This is a genomic window from Holdemanella sp. MSK.7.32, assembly GCF_024460475.1.
In the GTDB taxonomy this organism is placed as follows: Bacteria; Bacillota_I; Bacilli_A; order Erysipelotrichales; family Erysipelotrichaceae; genus Holdemanella.
In genome coordinates this window covers 1-25,782 of the sequence record NZ_JANFYN010000032.1, presented here as the reverse complement: position 1 = coordinate 25,782, position 25,782 = coordinate 1, and the positions used below count along the sequence as shown (strand labels likewise).

Here is a 25,782-nt window from a genome sequence, read left to right as displayed (position 1 = left end):
CCCCTTAAATTCTTGGAGAGCAAATTCACATAACCCCATCCAAATTTATTGCGCCAGAAAAAGAGATAGCTTCTTAAGCTACCTCTCGATTTGATAAAATTTCAATAATTTGATTAACTTGATCACGTGTTAAGTTTTTGATTCCACTTGCACATTCGTGACCACCACCACCAAATTCCATGGCAACATCACGAATTGGAATATTTCTTGAACGTAAAGACGCACTATAATGTACACGATCTTCCATACGCGTAAACAATGCCCACATTTCAACACAATCGATACCTGCTAAACAATAGACTTTGTCTTTCGCATCTGTAAAGCTTAAACCAAATTCTTCATAATCTTCACATTCTAGAATTGAATAAAGGAACTTGTTTTTAAACACTGTATGATTACGTACAACAGTTTCATATTTATAGTCTTCCATGGATTTTGAAAAGTTTAATTGTTCCACTTTTGTGACATCTACACCTTGTTCAAATAAATATTTTGCGGCATCAAATGTAGCTGGACGAACATTATTTGTTGTAAAACGAATATTGTCCGCTGTTAATCCAAGATATAACATTAGAGAACTTTGTAGAGGAATGTTAGCCTTTTTTTCTTGTAAATACAAAGCTAATAACTCACATGTGGCACTTGCCTTATCATCAATCCATTCTTCATCACAAATGGTTTCTACTTGTACGTGATGATCTATACGAATTGATTTTTTAGCCAATTGATACCTGTCATCATCAATGCGTGCAGCATTTGAAGTATCTAAAACAATTGCTAAGCTGGAAGCTACTACTTCATCATCTACAACATCCATATGTACGTTGTTTCTTTGTGAAACTGGACAATCATTACCTAAACAATAGATTTTTTTATTTGGATAAGCACTTTCTAAATAGTACTTTAAGCCAAATTGTGATCCTATCGCATCCATGTCAGCAAAAACATGGCGAAAAATTGTGATTGTATTAAAATCTTTTACGCTTTCTAAAATATCATTAGGCATTAGCCATCAAATCCTTGTAAGCATCACGTGCAATGACTAATTCTTCATTTGTTGGCAATAACCAAACTTGCATTTTTGATTCAGGAGCACTTAATAATTTTTCAACGCCACGAACTCCATCGTTGTCTTCTGGTTTTACAACAACACCAAATGCTGATAATCCATCACAGATTCTTTGACGCATTGCACAATCATTTTCACCGATACCACCGGCAAAAACAATCGCATCAGCACCACCCATTAATCCGTAGTATCCTGATACAACTTCGACAATACGATTTACATATACGTTTTGAGTTAAAATAGCACGTGGGTTTCCTTCTTTGACAGCTGCTTCAATGTCACGACCATCACTAGAGATTCCACTTACGCCTAACATACCCGATTTTTTATTCATGATTGTATCCATTTCATCTGGTGTATATCCATATTTATTTTCTAAGAATGGAACGATTGCAGGGTCAATATCTCCACAACGAGTTCCCATCATGATTCCTCCAAGAGGTGTGAATCCCATTGATGTTTTATATGATTTACCATTTTTAACAGCTGTAATACTAGCACCATTTCCTAAGTGACAAGTGATGATATTCATTTCTTCTTGTGTTTTTCCTTGAAGCTCAGCCAAACGTTTTGTCAAATATTCATGACTTGTTCCATGAGCACCATAACGACGTACTTTATCGTTAGTATAATATTCATATGGAAGAGGGAAAATATAGTTTTCTTCTGGCATACTTTGGTGGAATGCTGTATCAAATACGAATGTGTGTTTACACTCTGGTAAAGCATCTCTAAATGAACGATATCCAACTAATGCAGCTGGGTTGTGTAATGGAGCTAATGCACATAATTCTTCTACTTTAGCTTCAACATCTGCATCTACAGGTACTGAATGAGAGAAATATTCTCCACCATGAACAACACGATGACCAATCGCTTTGATATCTTCTAAACTATTTACAACTTTGTGTTCAATTAATGCTTCCATTAATTTTTTTACAGCCACTGCATGATCTTTGATATCTAAGATCTCTTCAATTTTTTCTCCATTGGCTTTCATTCCAAAAATAGAATCGTTTAAACCAATACGTTCTACGTTTCCTTGTGCTAGAACTTCTTCTTCTGGCATTTTGAAAACTTGGAATTTCAAAGATGAACTTCCTGCATTAACACTCATAACAATCGACATTTTTTGATCCTCCTAAAAAATTTCTTTTAATATTTCGATTTGTTCAACATCTTCATGATGTAAAATCCATGAATCCAATAATTTTTTCTTAGCGACATAACCAATCGCTGCTTCATATTTTTCCAGTAATTTCGTAGCTCGATGTACCGAATCCATCGCGGCTGCACGAGAAATCTCTAGTTCCTCACTTATTTCAGTATAAGAGAAATCTTCCTCATAGTAAAGAGATAATATCTCTCTTTGACGTTTAGTCAACAAGTCTCCATACACATCTAATAAATCATTCGCATCTAATTTTGAAATCATTATTCTTCCATACCCTTTGTGATTCCCATCAAGAAGGCATTGATATCAAATGGTCTTAAATCAGCAGGCTTTTCTCCTAGACCTAGGAAACGAACTGGTAAGTGTAATAGATCACGAATCGCGAGTACAACTCCACCTTTTGCCGTACCATCCATCTTCGTTAAAACGATACCTGTTACATCAGTTGCTTCCAAGAATACTTTTGCCTGTGAAATACCGTTTTGACCTGTTGTCGCATCTAAAACTAACCAGACTTCTTGTGGTGCTCCCTCAATTTCTCTTTGTACAACACGGTGCATCTTACTTAATTCATTCATTAAATTTGTTTTATTTTGTAGACGACCCGCTGTATCGCAAATCAAAATATCAATATCATTTTCTTTGGCATAACGACAAGCATCAACTAATACGGAACTTGGGTCTTGGTTCATTTTTCCTTTAACACAATGAACACCTAAACGTGTTGCCCAAGTATCAATTTGATCAATAGCTCCAGCACGGAAAGTATCAGCTGCAGCAACCGCGACTTTCTTACCTTGTTCCTTGTAGTATTGAATTAATTTTGCACTTGTAGTTGTCTTACCACTACCATTTACACCAACCATTAAAATAACAGTTGGACCTTCTTCATTCATTTTAATTGGTTCGTCGTTTGATTCATCATAGAAATCATATAGAATTGAAACCAAATAATCTAACATGGAATCATATTCTTTAACATGTTTTCCATTTGATTCAAACGCATCCACAATTTTTTGTGCTGTATGAATACCCACATCACTCTCAAGTAGAATAACCATAATTTGCTCTAATAGGTCATCATCAATTCCATGAAAGTTATTGGATAAAGCACGTATACGATCTCCAAAGCTTTTCTTTGAACGATCAAGGCCTGATAAATATTTATCTTTATCTTCGCTTTTTACGAAAGCTTCTTTTATTTTCGAAAAGACCGACATTACTTTTCCTCCTTAGCTATATGTACTGCATCTTTCAATTGCACTTTTAACACTTTACTAACACCATCTTTTTGCATTGTAACCCCATATAACGTATCGCACTGTTCCATAGTTCCTGGTCTATGTGTTACCGCAATAAATTGAGATTGACCACGATAATGAGATAAATAACGGGCAAAACGCTCAACATTTGCCTGGTCTAATGCAGCTTCTACCTCATCAAAGATACATAAAGGCATTGTACGAGCCTTCAATATCGCAAACAATACACTAATCGCAATCAAAGCTTTTTCTCCACCCGAGAATGTCTGGATATTTTTAACCATTTTTCCAGGAGGCTGAACATCAATATCAATACCCGTATTCAATACGTCTTCTGGATCCACCATGGAAAGACTAGCACGTCCTCCACCAAACATAGCCTTGAATACGCCATCTAGTTCAGCATTAATTTTATTAAACATCTCAGTAAATTGACTGATCATTGTCTTATCCATCTCATCAATGGCTGCCAATATTTGTTGACTTGCCTTTTCTAAATCTTCTTTTTGGCTTGTCATAAAATCAAAACGCTCTTTGACTTCTTTATATTCGTTTGGTGCATCCAAATTCACATTTCCCAAACGAGAAATAGCTTGACGAAGTTGAATAACTTCTTCTTTAGCACTTTCGATTTCGACATCTTCTTTTTTAGTTAACGCATACTCATATGTCATTTCATAATCTGTGCTTAAGCGATTCAATGCATTCTCTAACTGCGTTTTGATTTTCACAACTTCCATTTCATAGTTATGGATCTGCGATTGTTTAGAACTCATTTCTCTACGAACTAAACGAATCTGATTTTCGAGTTGTTCTGCTTCATTTCCTTTATCAAAACGAGTCTGACGCAAGCTTTGAATCTCTAGAGACAATGAATCCAATACAGCATGCATCTTAGACATTTGTACAACAAGATCATCTTGTGCTAATTCACCACTATCTTCAATATCTACACCTAACTCCTGATATTCAGCTAAAATTGAATCGTATTTTGCCTTTTTAGTCGCATAAATATTTTCTAGCTTAGCCAATTCAATCTGTAAAGTTACAATCGCATCGTTTTCTTTTTGAAGTTTCTGCGTAAGAATCTCTGTTTCATCCAAACAATTGTCGGCTTTGATTTTTTGCCCTTCAATTTTTGAATTGATTGTTTCTAATTCCTGTCGCATTGTGACTGGTGTACTTTGATTCTTCGTAACACCACCCGTCATACTACCACCTGTATGTACGATATCACCATCCAGGGTAACAATTTTATATGCATAACGTAATCGTTTCGCAGTTTCATTCGCATTCTGCAATGTATCCACCACAATCACATTACCAAGCAATCGTTCTTTAACGGGATCAAAGATCTCTTTACAGTCAACACATTCACTCGCAAAGCCTAAAAAGCCTGGACTTGTTGAAGCAATTGTGATCACTTGTTCATTCATTTTTCTAGGATGACATACACTTAATGGTAAGAAAGTTGCACGTCCACTACGGTTTCGTTTCAAGAATGAAATGGCATTTCTTGCATCTGCCTCATTTTTGGTGATGATTTGATAGATACTTCCACCTAATGCTGCATTTACCGCCAATGCTTTATCGGCATGTGCAATCAACAATTCACTGACAACTCCATAAACACCAGATAAAGAGTTTTTTGCCTGCATTACAGAACGCACACCTTGTTGATGAGCAAAAGGCTGCTTCATCATATTTTCCAATACTTGTCTACGATTTTGTAGCTGTATCAAGATATTGTTTGCCTGATCCGATTCATAACGAGCCTTAGAAATTTTTGTTTTCAAATCATTCACAATATTACGACGGTTATTTAAATCTTGTTGCGTCTGCATTAAGCGCTGATGACGATCCTGATATTCGAATCGTGCTTCTTCAAGCATAGCCTGTAATTCTTTTTGACGAGCTTGTTTATCCGCTACCTGCAACATATACTTTCGCTTTTCATCCTGCTCGATTTTACGTCTTTCAAGCTGATAATTTTCTTCCATCGCCTTTGTGTATTTTCCTTGCAGCTCATTGATTTGTTTATCTAGAGCATACATTTCTTTTCGAATGCTTTCTAAGCGATTTTCCTGCTTTAAAAGCTCCGCATTTTCTGATGTATGCATAGCTTGGATATCAAACAATTCTTTATTGATCTGATTAATTTTATCATTATATTGATCAATATCCTCAACCAATACACTAATTTCAATTTTAGATAGTTTATCTCTTAAAGAAATATATTTTTCTGCCTTTTTAGCTTGTTTTTCCAAAGGCCCAATTTGTCTTTCAAGCTCATCTAGAATATCCTGCAAACGATCTAGATTTTCTTTTGTCTGCTCTAATTTAGACAATGACATCTTTTTTCTCTTTTTATACTTTGCGACACCCGCAGCTTCCTCAAATAAAGAACGTCTATCTTCTGGCTTGGCATCCGCAAAAGAAGAAATATTTCCCTGCGTAATAATACTTAAGGAATCTTTTCCTAATCCTGTATCCATGACTAAATCATTAATATCTTTTAATCGGCATGGTGTTTTATTTATAAAATAACTTGCTTCATTATTGGCACGTAAAATTTGTCGTGTAATTTCGATTTCATCAAAATCCGAATCAAAAACACGTGTTGAATTGTCAAATACCAATGTAACGCGTGCCATGTTTACAGGTTTTCTATATTCACTTCCTGAGAAGATAATATCTGACATATTAGTACCTGAACGAAGTGATTTAACACTCTGTTCACCAAGTACCCAACGAATGGCATCATTCACATTACTTTTACCACATCCGTTTGGTCCTACAATGCCTGTAATATCTTGATCAAATTGAATCACTGTTTTATCTGCAAAGCTTTTAAAGCCTTGTAATTCAATACGTTTTAAAAACATCAAGACCCTCCACTCTAACTAGTGTATTATATCAAAAAAATCACATAAAATATATCTAGTATCTATTTCTAGATTGTATATTATTTATTATTATGTTATAGTATGTGCATGAACAAGAAAGATAGTATGCGGTATGTTTATCCACTTTGTTTTGGTGAAGAAGTAGGAAACTGTATCACACATGGAGTTATGGCACTTTTGATTCTATTTGCACTTCCATACTATAGTGTTCGTGCTTATTTACAAGGCGGAGCAATCAAAACACTTGGAACAGCAGTATTCTTGATTTGTCTGCTCTTTATGTTTACAGGGTCTTGTCTTTATCACAGCATGCCACATGAAACAACACACAAATATGTATTTAGAAAATTAGATCACATTATGATCTTATTGGCTATCGCAGGAACTTATACGCCCATTTGTCTAAATCTTATGAACAACTGGAAAGGATATACAATTTTAGCTATCGAATGGGTTATGGTAATTGCTGGAATCTTATTGAAATCGATTGCGACGAAAAGTTATCCTAAACTCTCAATGACAATCTATATGATCATGGGTTGGTTAGCTATCTTTATTTTACCTACGCTAATCAGAGAAACTCAACCTATATTTATCATTTTGATTGCCTTAGGTGGTGTTATGTATACCATGGGTACTTTCTTTTATTCGAAGCCTCAAAAAAGATTTTTTCATTTTGTATGGCATATCTTCATCATTTTAGCTAGTATTTGTCACTTATTAGCTATTCTATATTTTATGTGAAAAGAACCTATATCTTGGAATTTCCAAAATATAGGTCCTTTTTTTAAAACAATCGAACAATATCATTATATGTCGCGTATAAAAACAACAACATCAATAGCACAAAACTTGCCATGATGATATTTTCTACTACTTTTGTAGAAACTTTACGTCCAATTAATTTTTCAATCAACAAAATCAAAATTCTTCCACCATCAAGTGCTGGAATAGGAATGGCATTAAAGATTCCAATATTTAATGAAATCATCGCAAACAAACTAAAATACATATCCAATCCATATTGTACAGATTTGCTAGTGACATTTAAAATGCCAACGGGACCCGATAAGTTTTCTAATCCCTGTCCATGAATGATCATATTCAAAGATTTAAATATAGTTGTTGCACTATCCCAGGTATTTTGACAGCCAACCCATAAAGATTGATACCAAGGAATCTTCTTCGCATATGCAATCGCCTTATAGCCAAGTGTATAGCCTTCCATATCTTTATCATAAGATGGAGTTAGTGTGGTTTCAAATGTTGTGCCATCACGCTTTACAGTTAATGTCAATGTATCATGATGATATTGAATAAACTCTAAAATTTCATATTGTGTTTTAGGTTGAATACTGTTTCCATCTTCACTTTGAACTTTAACAATGTGATCATCTTTTTCTAGACCTGCTTTTTGTGCCACAGAGTCCTCTTCGACTACATAGACAACTGGTTTTGCCTCTTCTACTACATAGCCTTGAGCTAAGGCCACACCCATATATATGATCCATGCCAATAAAATATTCATCACAATACCAGCAATCATGATGCAGACTTGTTTCCATTTTTCAATACCGTTTAAGCGTCTATTTTTCGGAACATCCTTTAGCCAGCTATCTTCTTCACTTTGTGAGCCATCTTCTTCACCAGCCATCATTACATAGCCGCCAAAAGGAATGGCGCGAATTGAAAAAGCAGTCTCTTTTCCTTGTTTTTGATAAAGACATGGTCCCATGCCAATAGAAAATTCTTTACAGTAAACCCCAAAATGTTTAGCAACTAAAAAATGTCCTAACTCATGTAAAATGACGATCACGCTTAGCATCACGACAAATGCTATTATACCAATAATAAAATCCATTCAAATCCCCCTTAGAGAATGATTGTATATAAAACACTAAATACCATGATATTTAATAATAGTGAATCTACACGATCTAAAACGCCACCATGCCCTGGTAAAAGATTAGAGAAGTCTTTTACAGCAAAATGACGTTTAATAGCACTAAAACACAAATCTCCAAGTTCTGCAGTAATAGGACATACTAAACATAAGAATGTATTTAAAACTGGGTTTAAGTTTGATACGTAGCTAAAACTAACCACAAAACTTAATACAAAGCCAAATACAATGCCTCCTACAAAACCTTCCCAACTCTTTTTAGGTGAGATTCTAGGATTCATTTTGTGCTTTCCAATAGCTCGACCCACAAAATAGGCTCCTGTATCACTTCCGTATGTTGCAAAAACAATCGTCCATAGGTACTGATGTACGTTTGCGATTTGTCCTACCGCATGATATACGAGTGAGAAAATTATAACGTATGAAATACACACAAAGGCATCTATAATTGAGAAGTTTTCAACAAAAACAACAAGACTCCATAAGAATACAACAATCAGTGTCACAACAACGAAAAAGTATTTATCCGGTAAAACTCTTGTTAAAACAACGGCTAAAGCACTAAGTGGAAGAACATATTTAGGCCAGCTTTTAAAATCTGGCTGAATATGCATCCATTCATATGCACCTGCACAAACAATAAACAAGGCAAGAGCTTCTAACCAATATCCTCCAAGAGCTACTGGTAGTGCTACAACAAGAATGATACCAATAGCGGTAATTATTCTTTGTTTCATGAAGTTAAGCCTCCAAATCTGCGATCTCTTGAAGCAAATTCGTCTAGACAATCTTTTAATGCTTTTTCATCAAAATCAGGCCATGCGACTGGTGTAAAAATCAATTCCGCATAGGCGAGTTGCCACAACAAATAATTCGAAATACGAAGTTCTCCACTTGTACGAATCATCAAATCAATATCTTCTGGTACAAATAAATATTTTGAGAACTCTTCCTCAGTTAAATCATTTTCACGTTTACCTTGAGCAACCTCATCCGCATATTTTTTCATACCAAGTAACATTTCTCTTCGCGAACCGTAATTAATGGCTAAGCATAATTCTAATCCAGTATTATCCTTAGTCATATTTACAGCCTTATTAATTACATTTTGTGTTGCTTGTGGGAATTTTTCTAATTCACCGGCAAAAGTTACACGAATGTTCTTTTCCATCAATTCATTAATAAATTTATTAAAGAATAGTCCTGGTAATTTACATAAATAGGAAACTTCATCTTCTGGTCTTTTCCAGTTTTCTGTTGAAAAAGCATATAGAATCAATTTTTGAATTCCCATATCTTGTGCAGCTAGAGCCACAGTACGAATTGTATCCGCACCCTTTTTGTGTCCTGCCGTTCTTGGTAAGCCTCTTTTTTTGGCCCAACGACCATTACCATCCATAATTATAGCTACTGTTTTTGGTGCCATAAAAACCTCCTTTTTAAAAAAGTCCAAATCAAGTTTGGACTTAGACATTTAATATTTCTTTTTTCTTTGCTTCACAAATTGAATCAACATCTTTAATGTATTTGTCTGTTAATTTTTGTGATTCTTCTAATGTTTGTTTTTGTTCGTCTTCTGGAAGTTCTTTATCTTTTTTAATAGCATCGTTCGCATCACGACGTACGTTACGAATCGCAATCTTAGCTTCTTCACCATATTTTTGTGCATCTTTAGCTAATTCTTTACGACGATCTTCAGTTAATTGAGGAACTTGAATACGAATGACATCGGCTTCTGCTTGAGGATTCAATCCTAAGTTAGCAGCTTGAATTGCGTGTGCAATATCTTTAATGATTGAACGATCATAAGGTTTAATAACAAGTTGTGTACCTTCAACAACAGAAATCTGAGCCATCTGGTTGATTGGTGTCATTGCACCATAATATTCAACTTGTACACGTTCTAACATTTGTCCACTGGCACGTCCAGTACGGATTTGACGAAGGTTTAATTCTAAATTATCAATAACACCCATCATTTTTTCTTCTGCATTTAATAAAATATCACTCATTTTAATTCTCCTTATTTCTTTTTAGTGATTGTTGTACCGTTAACTTCACGGCGAACTGCTTTGACAATATTACCAGGTTCATTCATATTGAAAACAACTAAATCAATATCATTATCCATGCACATACTAATAGCTGTTGAGTCCATGACTTGTAATCCCTCGTTTAATACGTCCATATAATTTAGTGTGTCGTATTTCTTAGCATTTGGATTTTTCTTTGGATCTGAATCATAAACTCCATCAACACCATTTTTAGCCATCAAGATAACATCTGCATTAATTTCAGATGCACGTAATGCTGCAGTTGTATCTGTTGAGAAGTATGGAGAACCTGTACCAGCTCCAAAAATAACGATTCTTCCTTTTTCCAAGTGACGTAAAGCACGTCTTAAGATGAATGGTTCTGCAACCTTTTGCATTTCAACAGCTGTCTGTACTCGTGTTTGAACGCCTTCTTGTTCTAATGCATTTTGAACAGCTAAAGCGTTGATTACAGTACCTAACATACCCATATAATCGGCTTGAGCACGGTTCATTCCCATTTCAGCCATCATTTTACCACGAATGAAGTTGCCACCACCGACAACAATTGCTAATTCTACCCCTAATTTTTGTACTTCTTTTAACTCTTTTGCCAATCTTTTTAAGATTTCTGGATCAAAAGCAGCTTCAGGGCTAGACAAAGCTTCGCCACTTAATTTTAATAAAACACGTTTATACATAATATTGCTCCTTATTGAATTGTCACAACAATTATACACTATATTACGCTATTTAAAAAGAAAAACCCTTGGAAATTCCAAGGGTTTTAAAGTAAAAGATAAATTACTTAGCCATTTGAGCAGCAACTTCTTCAGCAAAGTTTTCTTCACGTTTTTCGATACCTTCACCAGTTTGGAAACGTACGAAAGTTACTACTTCAGCCTTGTTGTCTTTCAAGAATTGAGAAACCTTAGTTTTAGGTTCTAAGAAATATTCTTGATCTAATAAGCATTGGTCTTTAAAGTGTTTATCAACTTTTCCTTTTAAGATTCCTTCCAATACTTTTTCTGGCTTTTTAGCCATGTTAGGATCAGCCTTCATCATTTGTAATTGAAGTTCACGTTCGTGTTCAACTTCTTCACCTGGTACTTCAGCTTGAGATACATATTTTGGAGCCATACTAGCAACTTGCATTGCTAAGTTTTTAGCTACAGTAGCATCTTGCGTTCCTTTAACAACTACAACAGCAGAAATTGATCCACCCATGTGCATGTATGAACCGAAGATTTCATCATCTGCTTTTTCAACAACAGCAACACGACGGAAAGAAATTTTTTCTCCGATAGTAGCTGTAGCGTTGATGATTAAATCATTGATAGTTCCTTCAGCAGTTTGAACATTTAAAGCTTCTTCAGTTGTAGCAGGTTTGTTTGCAAGAATTGCTTCTTGTAAAGTATCCATTAAACCTAAGAATTGTTCGTTCTTACTTACGAAGTCTGTTTCTGAGTTAACTTCGAATAATACAGCAGTGTTTCCACTAACAGCAACACGAGTTAAACCTTCAGCAGCGATACGTCCTTCTTTTTTAGCAGATTTTGCGATTCCTTTTTCACGTAACCAGTCAACAGCTTTTGCAATGTCACCTTCACATTCAGTTAAGGCTTTTTTGCAATCCATCATACCAGCACCTGTTTTTTCACGTAATTCTTTTACTTGAGCAGCAGTGATAGCCATTTTAGCATCCTCCTATATTTTTTTATTATTCAGCAGCTTTTGCTTCTTCAGCTTTTGCAGCTGGTTTTGCGTCATCATTTTTCTTATTGAAAGGACGACGGTTTTTACGTTCGAAGTTACGTTTTCTACGTTCTTCATTTCTTTGACGACGACGACGTTCGTTTTCAGCGATTTGTGCTTCAACATTTTTGATTACGTCTTCCATAGTTACATCATCTTCAGTTTCATCTAAGTAAGCCATTTCTAATAGACCACCCTTAGCATCAACGATAGCGTCTGCTAAGATTGTTGTAACTAATTTGATTGAGCGAACTGCATCATCATTAGAAGCGATTGCAAAATCAGCATCTTCTGGATCACAGTTTGTATCTAACATAGCGAATACAGGGATTCCTAATTTTTTAGCTTCAGCGATTGCATTGTGTTCTTCTTTTGGGTCAATAACAACTAATGCATCTGGAAGTTTCTTCATTTCTTTGATTCCACCTAAAGAACCTTCCAATTTAGCTTTTTCTTTACGTAAGTTAGCTTGTTCTTTCTTAGTGTAAACTTCGATTTTTCCGCTAGCTTCCATTTCTTCGATTTCTACTAAACGTTTAATACGTTTTTGGATTGTACGGAAGTTTGTTAATAAACCACCTAACCAACGTTTGTTAACGTAGAAAGATCCTGAACGTAAAGCTTGTTCTTCAACAACTTCTGCAGCTTGTTTCTTTGTTCCTACGAACAATACTTTTCCTCCACGTTCGCTAATTGCTTTTAATTCATTGTAAGCAGCTTCGATTTGTGCTTGAGTTTGGTTTAAATCTACGATATAAACCCCGTTGCGACTTGTGTAGATGAATGGTTTCATCTTTGGGTTCCAACGGCGAGTCTGGTGACCAAAGTGAACACCGTTCTCTAACATTTTCTTCATTGATACGATTGACATAATAGTCCTACCTTTCCGTTTCTCCTCCATCATTTCAGACGCATGCAACACTGATGTGCACGGGCACACGAATCCATGATGTGTGTTATAAGCGCAATCACGCGCTTTTACATTATAGCAATAACCTTTTTAACTTGCAAGATGTTATTTTTCAAAAGGATGCGCTTTTTTATAAGCCTTCACTAACTGTGCTGTAGTCACATGCGTATAAATTTGTGTTGTTGATAAAGATGAATGTCCTAGTAACTCTTGAACAACACGAATATCCGCTCCATTATCTAATAAATGTGTCGCAAAACTATGTCTCAGCATATGTGGATGCAATTTCATATGCATTCCAATGGCTTTGGCATGTTTATCCATTAAATACTGAATACCACGAGAAGTTAATTGTTTACCTCTTAAATTCACAAATACATGATCATCCACTGCATATTTTGACCAAAAACTATTTTTATATTCCAACAATTCTTTTTCAAAACCTTGATAAAAAGGTACAATACGATCTTTATCCCCTTTACCTCGAATATGCACGATTCGATTGTTTAAATCAATTTGATTCCATTCCAAAGAAACACATTCACTAACACGTAATCCACATGCATACATCATCGTAAATAATATGCGATCGCGATATTGATCTTCTTTGGCGTCATTATAAGAATTTAAAAATTCCTGAATTTCTTCTACAAATAAAAAATCTGGAATTTGTTTTGACTTCTTTGGTGTCTGTATCCCTAATAAAGGATTTTCATTGATACCCATATACTCTGCCAAATACGCATAGAAAGAACGATATACACTCATTTTACGTGCAATCGAACTTGATTTTAAATGATCCAATGTGGCTAGAAAATTCATAAAAGTCAATCTATCACACGATTCAAAAGAATCCATAGATTGACTTAATAAATATTCTTTATATTGGTTCAAATCATTTTTATACGATTCGATAGTTTTATCGGATTGCGTATTCTTTCGATATATATATTTTAGAAAACGATCAATCAACTCATCCATTGACTTGTTCCTGAATTTCTTGAATACGAGAAAGTGCCTGAGCAGCAAATTTTTCTTTACGCTCATGTTTCTTACATTTTTCGTTTAAATGCATAATGCCAAAGTTTGCATTCATTGGCTGGAAATGTTTTGGATCACAATGCGTAATATAGTATGCTTGTGAGCCCATCACACAAGTATTTCCAAAACAAATTGGTTCCTTATTCTGCATACACAATGACATATTGATTCCGGCAATCAATCCGGATGCACAAGATTCAACATAACCTTCAACTCCCGTTAATTGTCCGGCAAAGAATAAATCATCACGTTTCTTTGATTGATATGTTTCTTTTAAAACAATTGGACTTGATAAATAAGAATTTCGATGCATAACACCATAACGAGTAATTTTCAAATTTTCTAATCCAGGAATCAAAGCGAAAACTCTTCTTTGTTCAGGCCAAGTTAAATGTGTCTGGAAACCAACAATATTGTACATACTTGCAGCTACATTATCTTGGCGTAACTGAACTACGGCAACGGGATGTGAATCCTTGTCTTTTTCCAATCCCACCGGCTTTAATGGCCCAAACAACATAGTCTTCTTTCCACGACGTGCCATTTCCTCAATGGGCATACAACCTTCAAAATAAGTTTCTTTTTCAAAATCGTGCAAATTCACACATTCTGCATGAATCAATGCATCATAGAATGCTTCAAATTCATCCGCATTCATCGGACAGTTGATATAACTTGCTTCACCTTTGTCATAGCGAGACTTATAGTAGGCTTTACTAAAATCAATCGAATCCTTTTGAATGATAGGTGCTGCTGCATCATAGAAATGGAAAGTATCTTCAGAAGTGAAATCATGTATAGCCTTTGCTAGAGAATCACTTGTCAAAGGTCCTGTTGCGATAATGCATGGTCCTTGGGGTAAATCTGTCATTTCTTCATTGACAACTTCAACCAATGGATGATTCTTAATTGTGTCGGTAATATATTGTGAAAAAGTCTCACGATCAACTGCCAAGGCACTTCCAGCTGGTACAGCATGCATATCTGCTGATTTCATAATCAATGAATCCATTTGGCGTAATTCCTCTTTTAAAATACCTACCGCATTATTCATCGCATTGGATCGAAGTGAATTCGAACACACAAGTTCCGCAAATCGATCTGTATGAAAGGCTGGACTTTCCTTTTTAGGACGCATTTCAATCAATCGAACCGGAATATTTCTTTTTACGAGCTGCCATGTTGCCTCACACCCGGCAAGTCCTGCTCCTACAACCGTAACTTGTTCCATTATTTATCTTCCTCTGTTTTCTTAGGTTCTTTTTTTATATAGTGGCATTTTGGATAATTTGAACAACCAATGAAAGTTGTCCCAAAACGTGATTTTCTTCTGACAAGCTCATGTCCACACTCTGGACACATTTCACCTGTTGGCTCAGGTTTCGCCTTCTTTTTCAAAGATTCGATGGTTTTGCATTCCGGATAATTTGAACATGCCCAGAACTGGCCATAACGCCCTCTTTTAATCACCATCTTAGCTCCGCAGTTCGGACAGATTTTTTCTTCTTTTGCCTCTTCTGGAAGTTCTTCTTCATCATTTTCAGTGTAGCGACATGTTGGAAAGTTAATACAAGAAATAAACTTACCAAAACGGCCATTACGATAAACAAGCTCTCCACCACATTCAGGGCAAGTACGTCCTACACGTTCTAATTCCTTCTTTGGCATTTTTTCATAGGCATCTTCTACAAGTGGAGCAAATTTATCATAGAATTTGTGCATGTAAGATACAGAGTCCTCGTTTCCTTCAGCAATTTCATCCAAAGTTTTTTCCATATCTGCCGTATATTCTACGTTGATGACACTTGAGAAATACTGTTGTAGTTTTTCATTTGTCAAAATCCCCTGCTCACTAGGAATAAATACCTTCGTCTTTGAAGTTTCACTTGCCTTTTCTAATGAGGCATAGCCACGTTTTTGTAAAGTATCAATAATTGTCGCATATGTACTTGGACGACCAATTGACTTTTCTTCAAGATCTTTAATCAGGCGTGCTTCTGTATAACGTGCTGGTGGTTCTGTAAAGTGCTGCTTTGAAGTTGGAGTTACATTTTTTAAAACTTCATTTTCTTCCAACTTAGGAAGTAAAGCATCGCTTTGTTTTTCATATTTAGAATATACTTTGTAGTAACCATCAAAAGTCATAGTTTGTCCGCTTGCACTAAATTCTAAATCGTTGTTTGTGATTTTAACACTCGTCACATCATATACGGCATCTTTCATTAAGGATGCCAAAGTACGCGCATAAATTAGTGAATACAAACGATATTGATCATTCGTTAAATGGTCTTTGATGGATTCGGGTGTACGATTAATGTTTGTTGGTCGAATGGCTTCATGTGCGTCCTGCGTATTTTTACCATTCTTTTGATGTACATGTCCAACATATTCTTTACCATATGTATTTGTGATGAATTTCTTGGCATCTGAAACAAAAATATCAGATAAACGTGTTGAGTCCGAACGCATATACGTGATCAAACCTTCCATATTTCCGCCTAGATCAATACCTTCATACATTTTTTGAGCTACACTCATTGTCTTCTTTGCACCAAATCCTAATTTTGTACTGGCTTCCTGCTGCATAGTCGATGTAGTAAATGGAAGTTTAGGTTGTTTCTTTTTCTGCTTTTTAGAAATCGATGAAACAATATATTCTCCACTGCACCTTTCCAATAGTGCTTTAGCTTCTTCTTCATTTTTGATTTTAGGCTTTTTACCTTCAACCTTCACTAAATCTGCTTCAAATGCTTTATTCTGCTTTTTACATTGTGCATGAATCGTCCAATACTCTTCTTGTTTAAACGCCTTGATTTCATTTTCACGATCAACAATCAATTTCAACGCCACAGATTGCACACGTCCTGCAGATTTAGACTGGATTTTATTCTGCAGCAATTTGCTGAGTTTAAACCCAATAATTCGATCTAACATACGACGTGTTTCTTGTGATTTCACAAGGTCCATATCAATTTTTCTTGGTTCTTTCATAGCTTCAAGAATTGCAGGCTTCGTGATTTCATGGAAAACAATACGATTATTGTCTTCTGTATTTAAATCTAATACACGTGCTAAATGCCATGCGATTGCTTCTCCTTCACGGTCCGGGTCACTGGCAAGATAGATATCTTGTGCTTTAGAAGCGTACTCTTTTAATTCTTTCACTACTTCTTTTTTCTCTTTGCTAATTTTATATTTAGGTTCGAAATCATGATCTACATCAATTCCTAAACCTTCTTTTCCGCTTGTCGCCAAATCACATACATGGCCTTTGCTGGAAACAACTCTGTATTCTTTTCCTAAATATTTTTCAATCGTCTTCGATTTGGAAGGCGACTCCACAATAACTAAATGTTTTTTCATTTGTTTCCCCCATATTCACGCTATATAAAACATTAAAAATTTCAATTTGTCAATCCTCAGATATCATCAATATCTTTTATATCCACCAAAATATTGGCTCCATTACTAATCAAGTAGTTACATCCTTGATACTTTTCATCTTGAAAAGCCGTAGGCACACAATAAATAGGAACACTCAATTCGAGACATTCATTCACAGTAATCATTGTTCCACTTTTATAGGTTGCCTCAATCACAACTAAGTTGCTGCTTAAAGCGGCAATCAAGCGATTACGCCATGGAAAATGATAAGCCAAGGGCTTCACATGCATGGGATATTCACTAATGATCAATCCGCTTTTTTTCATCTTTTCAAATAAAAACGTGTTTTCCTTTGGATAAATCACATTGATTCCACAACCAAGCACACCAATTGTTTTTGATGCATTCAAATGGGCCCTGGCATCAATACCTTTGGCAAGACCAGATACAATGACGTACCTTGATTGGAGTCTTTGTACGATTGTATCCGTATTTTGCAGTGCCTGCACTGAACAGTTTCTAGCTCCTACTATACCTACACCTTTTTCTTTCAACAAACAAACATTACCCTGATAAAAAATAATCCATGGCGGATATCTTAAATGTTTAAATGCTTCAGGATACATCTCATCAACGATTGTAAGATAAGGATATGGATATGCAATGATGGAATAGTTTTCATGTGCCCTTATCGCATTGCCAATTTTCTTCCAATCTCCATCATATTGGATGGCATACCATAAAATAGCTTCTCTTTTTATTCTCATATACTCATATACGAAAAAAAAGAGACTTTTAACTAAAAAAGTCTAATTTCTTCAAGTTTTTTTACAGGACCATAACTTCTTCGATAGAAATACTGTAATCCATACTTGTTTAAAGCTTCAATATGCGCTTTTGTCGGATATCCTTTATGTTTGGCTAAACCATACTGTGGATACATTTCATCCAGCTTTTTCATCCAGTGATCACGCGTAACTTTCGCTAAAATACTTGCCGCCGCAATAGACAATGATTTTTGATCTCCCTTCACAATAGCTTGGTAAGGTTTATCAATATCTGGTAATGGCATCGCATCACTCAACACAAAATCACATTGTGCTTTATTGGCAATTTCCATCATAGCTTCTTGTGTTGCACGATAGATATTTTTCCTATCAATCGTCTTTTCATCTACAACTAAAATTTGATAGTACAAAGCATCCTGAATAATTGTTTTAAACAACTTTTCTCGCTTTTTTTCACTCAATTTTTTAGAATCATCAATTAACGCATTTTGATATCCCTTTGGAAAGATAACTCCTGCTACCATCAATGGACCGGCAATAGGGCCTCGCCCTGCTTCGTCCATACCAAGTACACTTTGATTTTGATCCCAGTAATCATGCTCCAAAGGTCTATCCAACATGTGGTTTCTCCCAAGTAATCAAGCCACACTTATTTTCACGAATATCTTTGACAAAACTTAACATCAAACGATTTTCATCAATTTCACCCTTTAATAAATAACCACGTTTTATGGCGATATTCTGTAATGTTTCATAAGGCGTATCCGCAATTTTGACATGATATACTGTATCAAAGATTTCAGGTTTTTCCTGCATTAAATATTCACACGCAAATAATGCCAAATCGTCCATATTTACAACTTGATCTTTTACTGAACCCAATAGAGCAAGTTTTAGACCTACTTGTTGATCTTCAAATTTTGGCCATAATACACCCGGCGTATCTAATAGCTCAAGTGTTTGACCTACCTTAATCCATTGAAGACTCTTTGTCACGCCTGGACGATCTCCAGTTTGAGCCGCTTTACGTTTCGCAAACGTATTAATAAATGTACTTTTACCTACGTTAGGAATTCCACACACCATGGCACGCAAAGCTCTAGGCTTCATTCCTTTACGTTTTTGTTTTTCAATTAAATTGATACATAATTCATTCGATGCCTTAATCAATTGTTTTGAGAAATTTTCATGAATAAAATCCAACGCTAATACTTTTTGATTCTCTGTTTCTAAGGCATTTACCCATTGTTTGGTAAGTTCTTTATCCGCCTTATCTTTTTTTGACAAAAGAATCAAACGCGGTTTATTTTGAATCAATTGATCCAACATTGGATTCTTACTGGCATCTGGCATTCTTGCATCACGAATCTCAATCACAAAATCAACTTTTTTTAAATTCTCTTCCATTTGCCTTTTGGCCTTGGTCATATGACCTGGAAACCATTGTACGTTTGCCACTAATCTTTCACTCCTATATCTGAAATTGGTAACAAGACTAACATCTTCTTGGCAAAGATCTGTGATTTCTTAACAGGACCTACATAGCGTGAATCTTTAGAAAATGGTCTGTTATCTCCCATCACAAAATACTCATCATCACCCAATGTAACTTCTTTAAAATCAATATAAGTTCGATCTTCAAAATCCGGATTATAATTACGTTTATTCTCTTTATCATTAGAATTAAACACTTTATTAAACCAATTACAATTATCATGCTCTTCCATAAATTTCTGACGATAGTCCGGATCTATATATTTAGTCTCGTCCAATGCTTTTCCATTAATATAAATCACATCATTTACACAGCTGACAGTTTCACCAGGTAATCCGATTACACGTTTTACCCAATGTGTTTTCTGCCCATTTTCTTCCATGGTTACAACGACTATATCCCCTCGTTCTACACCATTTAATAATACGCCTCCAACATTTGTGAATCCAAATTCCCCATCTTTTAATGTTGGATACATACTTTTTCCATCTACACGAACTGGATGTGCCACAAAATTTACGAACAATAAAATCACAATGGCACTAATGACAAACACTTTAACAAAATCAAGTATATCTTCTAGTAAAGTACGTTCGTCATCTTCATTGTACCTTAGCTCGTTTTTCTTTGACTTCTTCATATAATCTCTAACCCCCTAAATGTTATAAATCTATTATAAAGCTATTTAGAAAAAAAAGCCTGAAAATCAGACTTTTTTTAAACAATTAACGAACTTCTTTTAAACGAGCAGCTTTACCTGAACGGTTACGTAAATAAGATAACTTGTTACGACGTACTTTACCGTGACGAACTACTTCAATGTGGTCAATGATTGGTGAGTGTAAAGGGAATTTACGTTCAACACCAATTTGGTTAGAAATCTTACGAACTGTGAATGTTTCAGAGATTCCTCCACCTGCACGTTCAATTACAACACCTTCGAATACCTGGATACGGCTCTTGTCACCTTCTTTGATTTTAACGTGAACACGAACAGTACTACCAGAACGGAATGCTGGAATATCAGTCTTCAATTGTGATTTTGTTACTTCATTAACTAATCCTAAGTTCATTTTCTTTTCTCCTTCTTTTCTAATATTTGGTTATCAGTTCATTCACACAATGTGCCAGCGGAACTACCTATGCGTAAACGCCTATTAATATTACCATGTCAATGGATTTTGCGCAAGAATTATTTTTTGATTTTTAATACTGAATCGACTACTTTTTGATCTTCTTTATTTAAATTTAAATTTTCTAATAAATCCGGACGATACATCGCTGTTCTTTTTAAAGACTCTTCATGTCTATACTTCTTGATGTTCGCATGATGACCACTCAATAATACATCTGGAACTCTTTTTCCATCATAGATTTCTGGCCTAGTATATTGAGGATATTCTAAAAGTCCATTTGAGAAAGAATCATCATCACTGGAATCTTGGCGAATAACACCCGGTAAAATACGTAATATGCAATCGCACATGACCATACATGCACTTTCACCACCAGTTAGCACAAAGTCCCCTAAAGACATTTGAATATCTACATAATCACGAATTCGTTCATCAAATCCTTCATAGTGACCACAAATAAAAATTAAATGTTCCTTTAAAGATAATTCCTTTGCGATGGATTGATTAAATGTCTTACCTTGAGGTGTCAATAAAATAACTGTACTATTTTCTGTACGAATGGATTCTAATGCATCTAATATAGGCTGACACATTAATACCATTCCCGCACCACCACCATATGGTGTATCATCCACATGTCCATGTTTTTCTTTTGTGAACTGACGAAAATCGATGGTTTCAAACTCAAATAAATCTTTTTCTTTGGCACGCTTTAAAATACTTGTTGTCATTAAAGGTTCAAAGTATTCTGGAAATAATGTTAATACAGATATTTTCATCGTAAGCCTTCCATTTCACGAATTGTGATTTCATGAGCTTCTTTGTGCACATCAACAATAAATGCGGGTACAAAAGGCAATAAGAAACTATTTCCTTTTGATTTTACACGAAGTACTAGATTGGCACCTGTTTCTAAAATATCTACAACTTCTCCAAGCTTTTCTTTTTCTTCATTATAAACAGTACAATGCATTAATTCATGATAATAATATTGACCTTCTTCAAGTTCAGGCAAATCCTCTTGGGCAATAAATAAATTTTTTGTTTTTAATTGTTCTGCTTTTTCAATTGAATCAACACCTTCAAAATAACAATAGCCAAAACCCTTTTGTTCGCGATAACGCACAACGGTTAATGTACGACCATCTTCTAAATGTAACACTCTACCTTTTTCAAAACGATGCTGCGGATCATCTGTCACAAGATACAATTTACATTCACCCTTAAGTCCATGAGTATTAATGATTTGAGCTACTTTTATCATATGTCCTCCTAAAAAAATCAGGATGTGAAATCACATCCTAATACGCTTCAAATTTTACTGAAATTCTTTTGTGTACATCACGCGCCGCAATAGACATCATTTGACGAATACTGCTAGCCATAATACCCTTACGGCCAATTAAACGTGCAACATCTTCGCTGTTGGCGTATACATACAATAAAATTTCATTATCATTTGTAGTTGCCATTGTTTTTACAGATAATGCTTTTTGATCATCTACAAGTGGTAAACAAATGTCTAATAATGTTTTTTCTAAATCAATCATTATTTTGAACTTTTAGCTTCGTGCATTTCTTTTAAAACACCTTCGTGTGATAAAATTGAACGAACTGTATCAGTTGGTTGTGCACCGTTGCTTAACCATTTCTTTGCTAATTCTTTGTCTAAAGTTACTTTTTCTTCAGCTTTAGTTGGGTTGTAAGTACCGATTTGTTCGATAAAACGACCATCACGAGGACTACGTGAATCAGCAGCTACTATACGGTAGAAAGGAGCTCCCTTTTTACCCATTCTTTTTAAACGTAATTTAACCATATTTAAATTCCTACCTTTTCTAATTTATTAAAGCTCATAAAGAATAACATGAATAAAAAAAGGTGTCAAGTATTTTTACTTTACACCTTAATTTTTTTATTTTTTCTTCTTTTTCTTTTTTGGTTTCTGTTTTTTACTACCAGAATGCTTTGACATTCCAGGCATTCCGCCTCCACGCTGCATATTCTGTAGAGCAGACATATCAGGAAGTTTTGCCTTACCACTCATCATCTTTGTCATCATTTGCATCTGTTCTAATTGATTAATCAAACGATTGACATCCATGACTTTAACTCCGGCACCCTTGGCAATACGATTCTTTCTTGATGCTTTTAAACATGATGGATTTTCACGTTCATATTCTGTCATCGATAAAATAATGGCTTCACTCTTTTTCATCTGTGAATTCATTTTTTCATCATCTAAATTTTTAGCTACCTTATTAATACCAGGAATCATATTCATCATTTTCTGCATAGATCCCATTTTAGAAACCTGGCCTAATTGTGCTAATAAATCATTGAATGTAAAAACACCCTGTTTCATACGTTCAGCCGTTTTTTTCTGAACTTCAATATCTAATTTATCTTGAGCCTGTTCAACTAAAGTGACAATATCTCCCATTCCCAAGATACGATCTGCCATACGATCTGGATGGAACTCTTCTAAGTCATCTACTTTTTCACCATTTGACACAAATAATACAGGTACATTTGTGATAGAACGAACTGACAACAATCCACCACCACGTGCATCGCCATCCATTTTTGTAACGATCAATCCTGTTACAGATAATTGCTCATTAAATTCTTTTGCGACAGTCACAATATCTTGACCTGTCATCGCATCTACAGTTAATAAAATTTCATCAGGAACAACAAGATCCTTCATTTGTTGAAGTTCCTGCATTAATGCTTCATCAATGTGCAAACGACCAGCCGTATCGAAGATCACTAAATCTTTTTGACGATCTTTCGCATAGGCCAATGCCTGTCTTGCTGTTTCAACCGCAGATGTTTCTGGTCCACAAGTAAACACTTCTACATCAATACTTTTTCCTAATGTCTGTAACTGTTCAATAGCTGCAGGACGCACAACGTCACATGCGACTAATAAAACACGACGTGCTAATTTGTTTTTGCAGTAATTCGCAATCTTTGCACTTGCTGTTGTTTTACCAGTACCCTGTAAACCAACCATCATAACCGTAGTCATGCCTTGCTTTTTAAAGTGAATACGAGCATCTTCTTCACCTAATAATACTTGCAATTCATCATGTACGATTTTAACAACCATTTGACTAGGATTTAAAGAATCTAATACTTCTTGTCCTAGTGCTTTTTCTTTTACATTTTCGACAAAGCTCTTTACTACATCGTAATTAACATCTGCTTCTAATAATGACATGCGCACTTCTTTTAACATGTCATTCATATTTTTCTCAGTCAGTTTTCCCTGTCCTGAAATATTTTTAAATGCTTTATTTAAACGTTCACTTAATGATTCAAATGCCATAAATTATAATCTCCCCAAACTGTTATAAGTTTACCTAATTTTTATTTAAATTACAATGGAAGGCCAATCGACTTTGTCCATTTTTTAAATAAATTGTACCCACATGTTTAAATCCATGCTTCAACATGAAATTTTGCATGGGCTTGTTGTCCATATGTGTGTCCATACGAATATTATCAATCTTAGATTCACAATATTCTAAAATGATGTCAGCCATATGCTTTTTTAAACCTCGTGTTGCGATACGATGAATAACACCATACGGTTCATCATTAAGCCATTGGCCATCATATATTTTATTGTAACAAGGATCAATACCACAATAAAACACAAAACTTGCTTGAATGCCATCTTCATCTTCTAAAACGTACATTTCATTTCTTTCAATATCCTCAGTCAAAATTTCTCTTGATGGATATCCATTTGTCCATTGATTTGTATTTCCTGTAGAAACCATGAATTCTCTAGCTCGTTCATAGATTTCTAATAAAACAGGCATATCTTCTAGAGTTGCCTTGCGAATTAATTCTCTTGCCATTTTAAAGACCATCCAAACTTTACACATGCGATTAAACGCCATACAACATATCCAATACGATAGAATATGTTAATTTTTGACCAATCAATTACAGCCGGTACATAGACAGGTTGATCTTTTCTAGAATAGAAAAAAATCAAAGTATATAGAATTACCATATCACTATTATAAAAGTTAATGTCGTAATAAAAATTTTCTTTAGGAAACCATTGATGTAAACAAAGCTCTTGATATTCATACGCTGCACGCATTTCATACGCCTGTACAAGATCCATGTGATCTGTTAAAGATCCTGGACGTTTAACGTAATGATAATAACAGTTAGGTATTATTGAAACGCGATTTGCGTTATAGATTGCTTTAAAAACTGTGTACGTATCTTCGAATCCCTTTTTCTCATCTGGAAATTTAACATCTTTAAAACAAGAAGCCGCATATAGTTTTCCCCAAGGATAATTATTAATACCTTTATTTTGACTCAATGCTCTTAATGCAGATAAAGAATCCATGTTTTTTTTACGCATCGGACTCACTGGAATTGATAATCCTTTATACTCAATACGGTATCCACAAGTAACAATCTCACTATGCGTTCTAATAGCTTCATTTATCATTTTTTCAATCATATGCGGATTTAAATAATCATCACTATCTACAAACAAATAATAATCTCCAGTTGCCTTTTCTAATGCACGATTTCGAGTTGTAGAAATACCAGCATTTTCATAGCTATAAACATGAATAAAATCATATTTAGAAGCATATAATTCGGCGATATCCAATGATGAATCTGTAGTTCCATCATTAATAATAATGATTTCTATATTTTTGTATGTCTGTAAAAGAATAGATTCCAGACATTTCGATAAATATTTTTCCACATTGTATACTGGAATCAATATACTCACTTTATACATGAACGGCCTCCTTAAATGCCAAAATACAATATCCCTTAGTAAAGAAAATAACAAATTTATATATAAGAATCAACAAAAATCTAAAAAAAAAGGACCCGGCAGCTAGCTATCTTCGCAGGGGCAAGCCCAACTATTGT

General features: G+C 34.9%; 28 protein-coding genes. 1 reads left to right on the top strand and 27 read right to left on the bottom strand.

The window, feature by feature from the left end; translation table 11 throughout:
* Positions 1–73: 73 nt before the first annotated feature.
* Genes NE544_RS08255 through NE544_RS08235 form a run of 5 tightly spaced genes read right to left on the bottom strand, consistent with a single transcriptional unit; the run spans position 74 to position 6,390 of the window.
* On the bottom strand, positions 74–1,006 hold the full coding sequence (locus tag NE544_RS08255; RefSeq protein WP_117925372.1) for a bifunctional oligoribonuclease/PAP phosphatase NrnA: 933 nt from the start codon (positions 1,004–1,006) through the stop codon (positions 74–76).
* Positions 999–2,198, bottom strand: a complete 1,200-nt coding sequence (locus NE544_RS08250) for an acetate/propionate family kinase (RefSeq protein WP_227994038.1) — start codon at positions 2,196–2,198, stop codon at positions 999–1,001. Before NE544_RS08250 ends, NE544_RS08255 begins: the two co-directional genes overlap by 8 nt.
* A 12-nt stretch (positions 2,199–2,210) precedes the next feature.
* Positions 2,211–2,504: a sigma factor-like helix-turn-helix DNA-binding protein gene (locus NE544_RS08245; protein WP_118115131.1), complete on the bottom strand. Its 294-nt coding sequence runs from the start codon at positions 2,502–2,504 to the stop codon at positions 2,211–2,213.
* The gene (gene ftsY / locus NE544_RS08240) at positions 2,504–3,463 is read right to left on the bottom strand and encodes a signal recognition particle-docking protein FtsY (RefSeq protein WP_256268997.1); all 960 of its coding nucleotides are present in this window, start codon (positions 3,461–3,463) and stop codon (positions 2,504–2,506) included. Before ftsY ends, NE544_RS08245 begins: the two co-directional genes overlap by 1 nt.
* On the bottom strand, positions 3,463–6,390 hold the full coding sequence (locus NE544_RS08235; protein WP_256268996.1) for a chromosome segregation protein SMC: 2,928 nt from the start codon (positions 6,388–6,390) through the stop codon (positions 3,463–3,465). The genes ftsY and NE544_RS08235 overlap by 1 nt, the downstream gene beginning before the upstream one ends.
* 126 nt (positions 6,391–6,516) lie before the next feature.
* On the opposite strand from NE544_RS08235, the gene NE544_RS08230 reads away from it, so the two are divergent.
* Positions 6,517–7,155 carry a hemolysin III family protein gene (locus NE544_RS08230; RefSeq protein ID WP_370866060.1) on the top strand — a complete coding sequence of 213 codons (639 nt, stop codon included), beginning with the start codon at positions 6,517–6,519 and terminating at the stop codon, positions 7,153–7,155.
* Positions 7,156–7,198: 43 nt separating this feature from the next.
* On the opposite strand, the gene rseP is transcribed toward NE544_RS08230, so the two are convergent.
* The 22 genes from rseP to NE544_RS08120 form a co-directional block, all read right to left on the bottom strand.
* On the bottom strand, positions 7,199–8,272 hold the full coding sequence (gene rseP, locus NE544_RS08225; protein ID WP_118115127.1) for an RIP metalloprotease RseP: 1,074 nt from the start codon (positions 8,270–8,272) through the stop codon (positions 7,199–7,201).
* Between the two features lie 11 nt (positions 8,273–8,283).
* Positions 8,284–9,051 (bottom strand): phosphatidate cytidylyltransferase, encoded by a 768-nt coding sequence (locus NE544_RS08220; RefSeq protein ID WP_118115126.1) that lies wholly within the window; start codon positions 9,049–9,051, stop codon positions 8,284–8,286.
* The gene (locus tag NE544_RS08215) at positions 9,048–9,740 is read right to left on the bottom strand and encodes an isoprenyl transferase (RefSeq protein WP_199670865.1); all 693 of its coding nucleotides are present in this window, start codon (positions 9,738–9,740) and stop codon (positions 9,048–9,050) included. The genes NE544_RS08220 and NE544_RS08215 overlap by 4 nt, the downstream gene beginning before the upstream one ends.
* Positions 9,741–9,780: 40 nt before the next feature.
* Positions 9,781–10,326, bottom strand: a complete 546-nt coding sequence (gene frr / locus NE544_RS08210; protein ID WP_256268995.1) for a ribosome recycling factor — start codon at positions 10,324–10,326, stop codon at positions 9,781–9,783.
* Between the two features lie 11 nt (positions 10,327–10,337).
* Positions 10,338–11,048, bottom strand: coding sequence for a UMP kinase (gene pyrH / locus NE544_RS08205; protein WP_003865905.1), 711 nt, complete (start codon positions 11,046–11,048; stop codon positions 10,338–10,340).
* A 103-nt stretch (positions 11,049–11,151) separates the two neighbouring features.
* Entirely contained in the window at positions 11,152–12,042 is an 891-nt protein-coding gene (gene tsf, locus NE544_RS08200; protein WP_117571580.1) for a translation elongation factor Ts, read from the bottom strand.
* 25 nt (positions 12,043–12,067) lie between these two features.
* The gene (gene rpsB / locus NE544_RS08195) at positions 12,068–12,973 is read right to left on the bottom strand and encodes a 30S ribosomal protein S2 (RefSeq protein ID WP_117995700.1); all 906 of its coding nucleotides are present in this window, start codon (positions 12,971–12,973) and stop codon (positions 12,068–12,070) included.
* A gap of 144 nt (positions 12,974–13,117) precedes the next feature.
* Entirely contained in the window at positions 13,118–13,993 is an 876-nt protein-coding gene (gene xerA / locus NE544_RS08190) for a site-specific tyrosine recombinase/integron integrase (protein WP_118116159.1), read from the bottom strand.
* Positions 13,986–15,284 (bottom strand): methylenetetrahydrofolate--tRNA-(uracil(54)-C(5))-methyltransferase (FADH(2)-oxidizing) TrmFO, encoded by a 1,299-nt coding sequence (gene trmFO / locus NE544_RS08185; protein WP_256268994.1) that lies wholly within the window; start codon positions 15,282–15,284, stop codon positions 13,986–13,988. The genes xerA and trmFO overlap by 8 nt, the downstream gene beginning before the upstream one ends.
* Positions 15,284–17,416 carry a type I DNA topoisomerase gene (gene topA / locus NE544_RS08180; protein WP_118116163.1) on the bottom strand — a complete coding sequence of 711 codons (2,133 nt, stop codon included), beginning with the start codon at positions 17,414–17,416 and terminating at the stop codon, positions 15,284–15,286. Before topA ends, trmFO begins: the two co-directional genes overlap by 1 nt.
* 56 nt (positions 17,417–17,472) lie before the next feature.
* Positions 17,473–18,204: a DNA-processing protein DprA gene (gene dprA / locus NE544_RS08175; protein ID WP_256268993.1), complete on the bottom strand. Its 732-nt coding sequence runs from the start codon at positions 18,202–18,204 to the stop codon at positions 17,473–17,475.
* Between the two features lie 32 nt (positions 18,205–18,236).
* A complete protein-coding gene (locus NE544_RS08170) occupies positions 18,237–18,845 on the bottom strand; it encodes a ribonuclease HII (RefSeq protein ID WP_256268992.1) in 609 nt (202 codons plus the stop codon).
* Positions 18,835–19,683, bottom strand: coding sequence for a ribosome biogenesis GTPase YlqF (ylqF, locus tag NE544_RS08165; RefSeq protein ID WP_256268991.1), 849 nt, complete (start codon positions 19,681–19,683; stop codon positions 18,835–18,837). Before ylqF ends, NE544_RS08170 begins: the two co-directional genes overlap by 11 nt.
* On the bottom strand, positions 19,683–20,360 hold the full coding sequence (gene lepB / locus NE544_RS08160) for a signal peptidase I (RefSeq protein WP_227994027.1): 678 nt from the start codon (positions 20,358–20,360) through the stop codon (positions 19,683–19,685). Before lepB ends, ylqF begins: the two co-directional genes overlap by 1 nt.
* An 85-nt stretch (positions 20,361–20,445) precedes the next feature.
* The gene (gene rplS, locus NE544_RS08155) at positions 20,446–20,793 is read right to left on the bottom strand and encodes a 50S ribosomal protein L19 (RefSeq protein ID WP_117571589.1); all 348 of its coding nucleotides are present in this window, start codon (positions 20,791–20,793) and stop codon (positions 20,446–20,448) included.
* 119 nt (positions 20,794–20,912) lie between these two features.
* Positions 20,913–21,635 (bottom strand): tRNA (guanosine(37)-N1)-methyltransferase TrmD, encoded by a 723-nt coding sequence (trmD, locus tag NE544_RS08150; protein ID WP_117925412.1) that lies wholly within the window; start codon positions 21,633–21,635, stop codon positions 20,913–20,915.
* On the bottom strand, positions 21,632–22,120 hold the full coding sequence (rimM, locus tag NE544_RS08145; RefSeq protein WP_256268990.1) for a ribosome maturation factor RimM: 489 nt from the start codon (positions 22,118–22,120) through the stop codon (positions 21,632–21,634). Before rimM ends, trmD begins: the two co-directional genes overlap by 4 nt.
* A gap of 37 nt (positions 22,121–22,157) precedes the next feature.
* Entirely contained in the window at positions 22,158–22,406 is a 249-nt protein-coding gene (locus NE544_RS08140) for a KH domain-containing protein (protein WP_117995726.1), read from the bottom strand.
* Entirely contained in the window at positions 22,406–22,675 is a 270-nt protein-coding gene (gene rpsP, locus NE544_RS08135; protein ID WP_117571593.1) for a 30S ribosomal protein S16, read from the bottom strand. The genes NE544_RS08140 and rpsP overlap by 1 nt, the downstream gene beginning before the upstream one ends.
* A gap of 96 nt (positions 22,676–22,771) precedes the next feature.
* On the bottom strand, positions 22,772–24,190 hold the full coding sequence (gene ffh, locus NE544_RS08130) for a signal recognition particle protein (RefSeq protein ID WP_118116177.1): 1,419 nt from the start codon (positions 24,188–24,190) through the stop codon (positions 22,772–22,774).
* 34 nt (positions 24,191–24,224) lie between these two features.
* On the bottom strand, positions 24,225–24,728 hold the full coding sequence (locus NE544_RS08125) for a GNAT family N-acetyltransferase (RefSeq protein ID WP_256268989.1): 504 nt from the start codon (positions 24,726–24,728) through the stop codon (positions 24,225–24,227).
* The gene (locus NE544_RS08120; RefSeq protein WP_118116181.1) at positions 24,713–25,645 is read right to left on the bottom strand and encodes a glycosyltransferase; all 933 of its coding nucleotides are present in this window, start codon (positions 25,643–25,645) and stop codon (positions 24,713–24,715) included. The genes NE544_RS08125 and NE544_RS08120 overlap by 16 nt, the downstream gene beginning before the upstream one ends.
* Positions 25,646–25,782: the final 137 nt, after the last annotated feature.

Bases quoted from the DNA above. Each gene is read 5' to 3' on its own strand.
- NE544_RS08255 (WP_117925372.1), bottom strand. From the start codon at position 1,006: ATGCCTAATGATATTTTAGAAAGCGTAAAAGATTTTAATACAATCACA.
- NE544_RS08250 (WP_227994038.1), bottom strand. From the start codon at position 2,198: ATGTCGATTGTTATGAGTGTTAATGCAGGAAGTTCATCTTTGAAATTC.
- NE544_RS08245 (WP_118115131.1), bottom strand. From the start codon at position 2,504: ATGATTTCAAAATTAGATGCGAATGATTTATTAGATGTGTATGGAGAC.
- ftsY (WP_256268997.1), bottom strand. From the start codon at position 3,463: ATGTCGGTCTTTTCGAAAATAAAAGAAGCTTTCGTAAAAAGCGAAGAT.
- NE544_RS08235 (WP_256268996.1), bottom strand. From the start codon at position 6,390: ATGTTTTTAAAACGTATTGAATTACAAGGCTTTAAAAGCTTTGCAGAT.
- NE544_RS08230 (WP_370866060.1), top strand. From the start codon at position 6,517: ATGCGGTATGTTTATCCACTTTGTTTTGGTGAAGAAGTAGGAAACTGT.
- rseP (WP_118115127.1), bottom strand. From the start codon at position 8,272: ATGGATTTTATTATTGGTATAATAGCATTTGTCGTGATGCTAAGCGTG.
- NE544_RS08220 (WP_118115126.1), bottom strand. From the start codon at position 9,051: ATGAAACAAAGAATAATTACCGCTATTGGTATCATTCTTGTTGTAGCA.
- NE544_RS08215 (WP_199670865.1), bottom strand. From the start codon at position 9,740: ATGGCACCAAAAACAGTAGCTATAATTATGGATGGTAATGGTCGTTGG.
- frr (WP_256268995.1), bottom strand. From the start codon at position 10,326: ATGAGTGATATTTTATTAAATGCAGAAGAAAAAATGATGGGTGTTATT.
- pyrH (WP_003865905.1), bottom strand. From the start codon at position 11,048: ATGTATAAACGTGTTTTATTAAAATTAAGTGGCGAAGCTTTGTCTAGC.
- tsf (WP_117571580.1), bottom strand. From the start codon at position 12,042: ATGGCTATCACTGCTGCTCAAGTAAAAGAATTACGTGAAAAAACAGGT.
- rpsB (WP_117995700.1), bottom strand. From the start codon at position 12,973: ATGTCAATCGTATCAATGAAGAAAATGTTAGAGAACGGTGTTCACTTT.
- xerA (WP_118116159.1), bottom strand. From the start codon at position 13,993: ATGGATGAGTTGATTGATCGTTTTCTAAAATATATATATCGAAAGAAT.
- trmFO (WP_256268994.1), bottom strand. From the start codon at position 15,284: ATGGAACAAGTTACGGTTGTAGGAGCAGGACTTGCCGGGTGTGAGGCA.
- topA (WP_118116163.1), bottom strand. From the start codon at position 17,416: ATGAAAAAACATTTAGTTATTGTGGAGTCGCCTTCCAAATCGAAGACG.
- dprA (WP_256268993.1), bottom strand. From the start codon at position 18,204: ATGAGAATAAAAAGAGAAGCTATTTTATGGTATGCCATCCAATATGAT.
- NE544_RS08170 (WP_256268992.1), bottom strand. From the start codon at position 18,845: ATGTTGGATAGACCTTTGGAGCATGATTACTGGGATCAAAATCAAAGT.
- lepB (WP_227994027.1), bottom strand. From the start codon at position 20,360: ATGAAGAAGTCAAAGAAAAACGAGCTAAGGTACAATGAAGATGACGAA.
- rplS (WP_117571589.1), bottom strand. From the start codon at position 20,793: ATGAACTTAGGATTAGTTAATGAAGTAACAAAATCACAATTGAAGACT.
- trmD (WP_117925412.1), bottom strand. From the start codon at position 21,635: ATGAAAATATCTGTATTAACATTATTTCCAGAATACTTTGAACCTTTA.
- rimM (WP_256268990.1), bottom strand. From the start codon at position 22,120: ATGATAAAAGTAGCTCAAATCATTAATACTCATGGACTTAAGGGTGAA.
- NE544_RS08140 (WP_117995726.1), bottom strand. From the start codon at position 22,406: ATGATTGATTTAGAAAAAACATTATTAGACATTTGTTTACCACTTGTA.
- rpsP (WP_117571593.1), bottom strand. From the start codon at position 22,675: ATGGTTAAATTACGTTTAAAAAGAATGGGTAAAAAGGGAGCTCCTTTC.
- ffh (WP_118116177.1), bottom strand. From the start codon at position 24,190: ATGGCATTTGAATCATTAAGTGAACGTTTAAATAAAGCATTTAAAAAT.
- NE544_RS08125 (WP_256268989.1), bottom strand. From the start codon at position 24,728: ATGGCAAGAGAATTAATTCGCAAGGCAACTCTAGAAGATATGCCTGTT.
- NE544_RS08120 (WP_118116181.1), bottom strand. From the start codon at position 25,645: ATGTATAAAGTGAGTATATTGATTCCAGTATACAATGTGGAAAAATAT.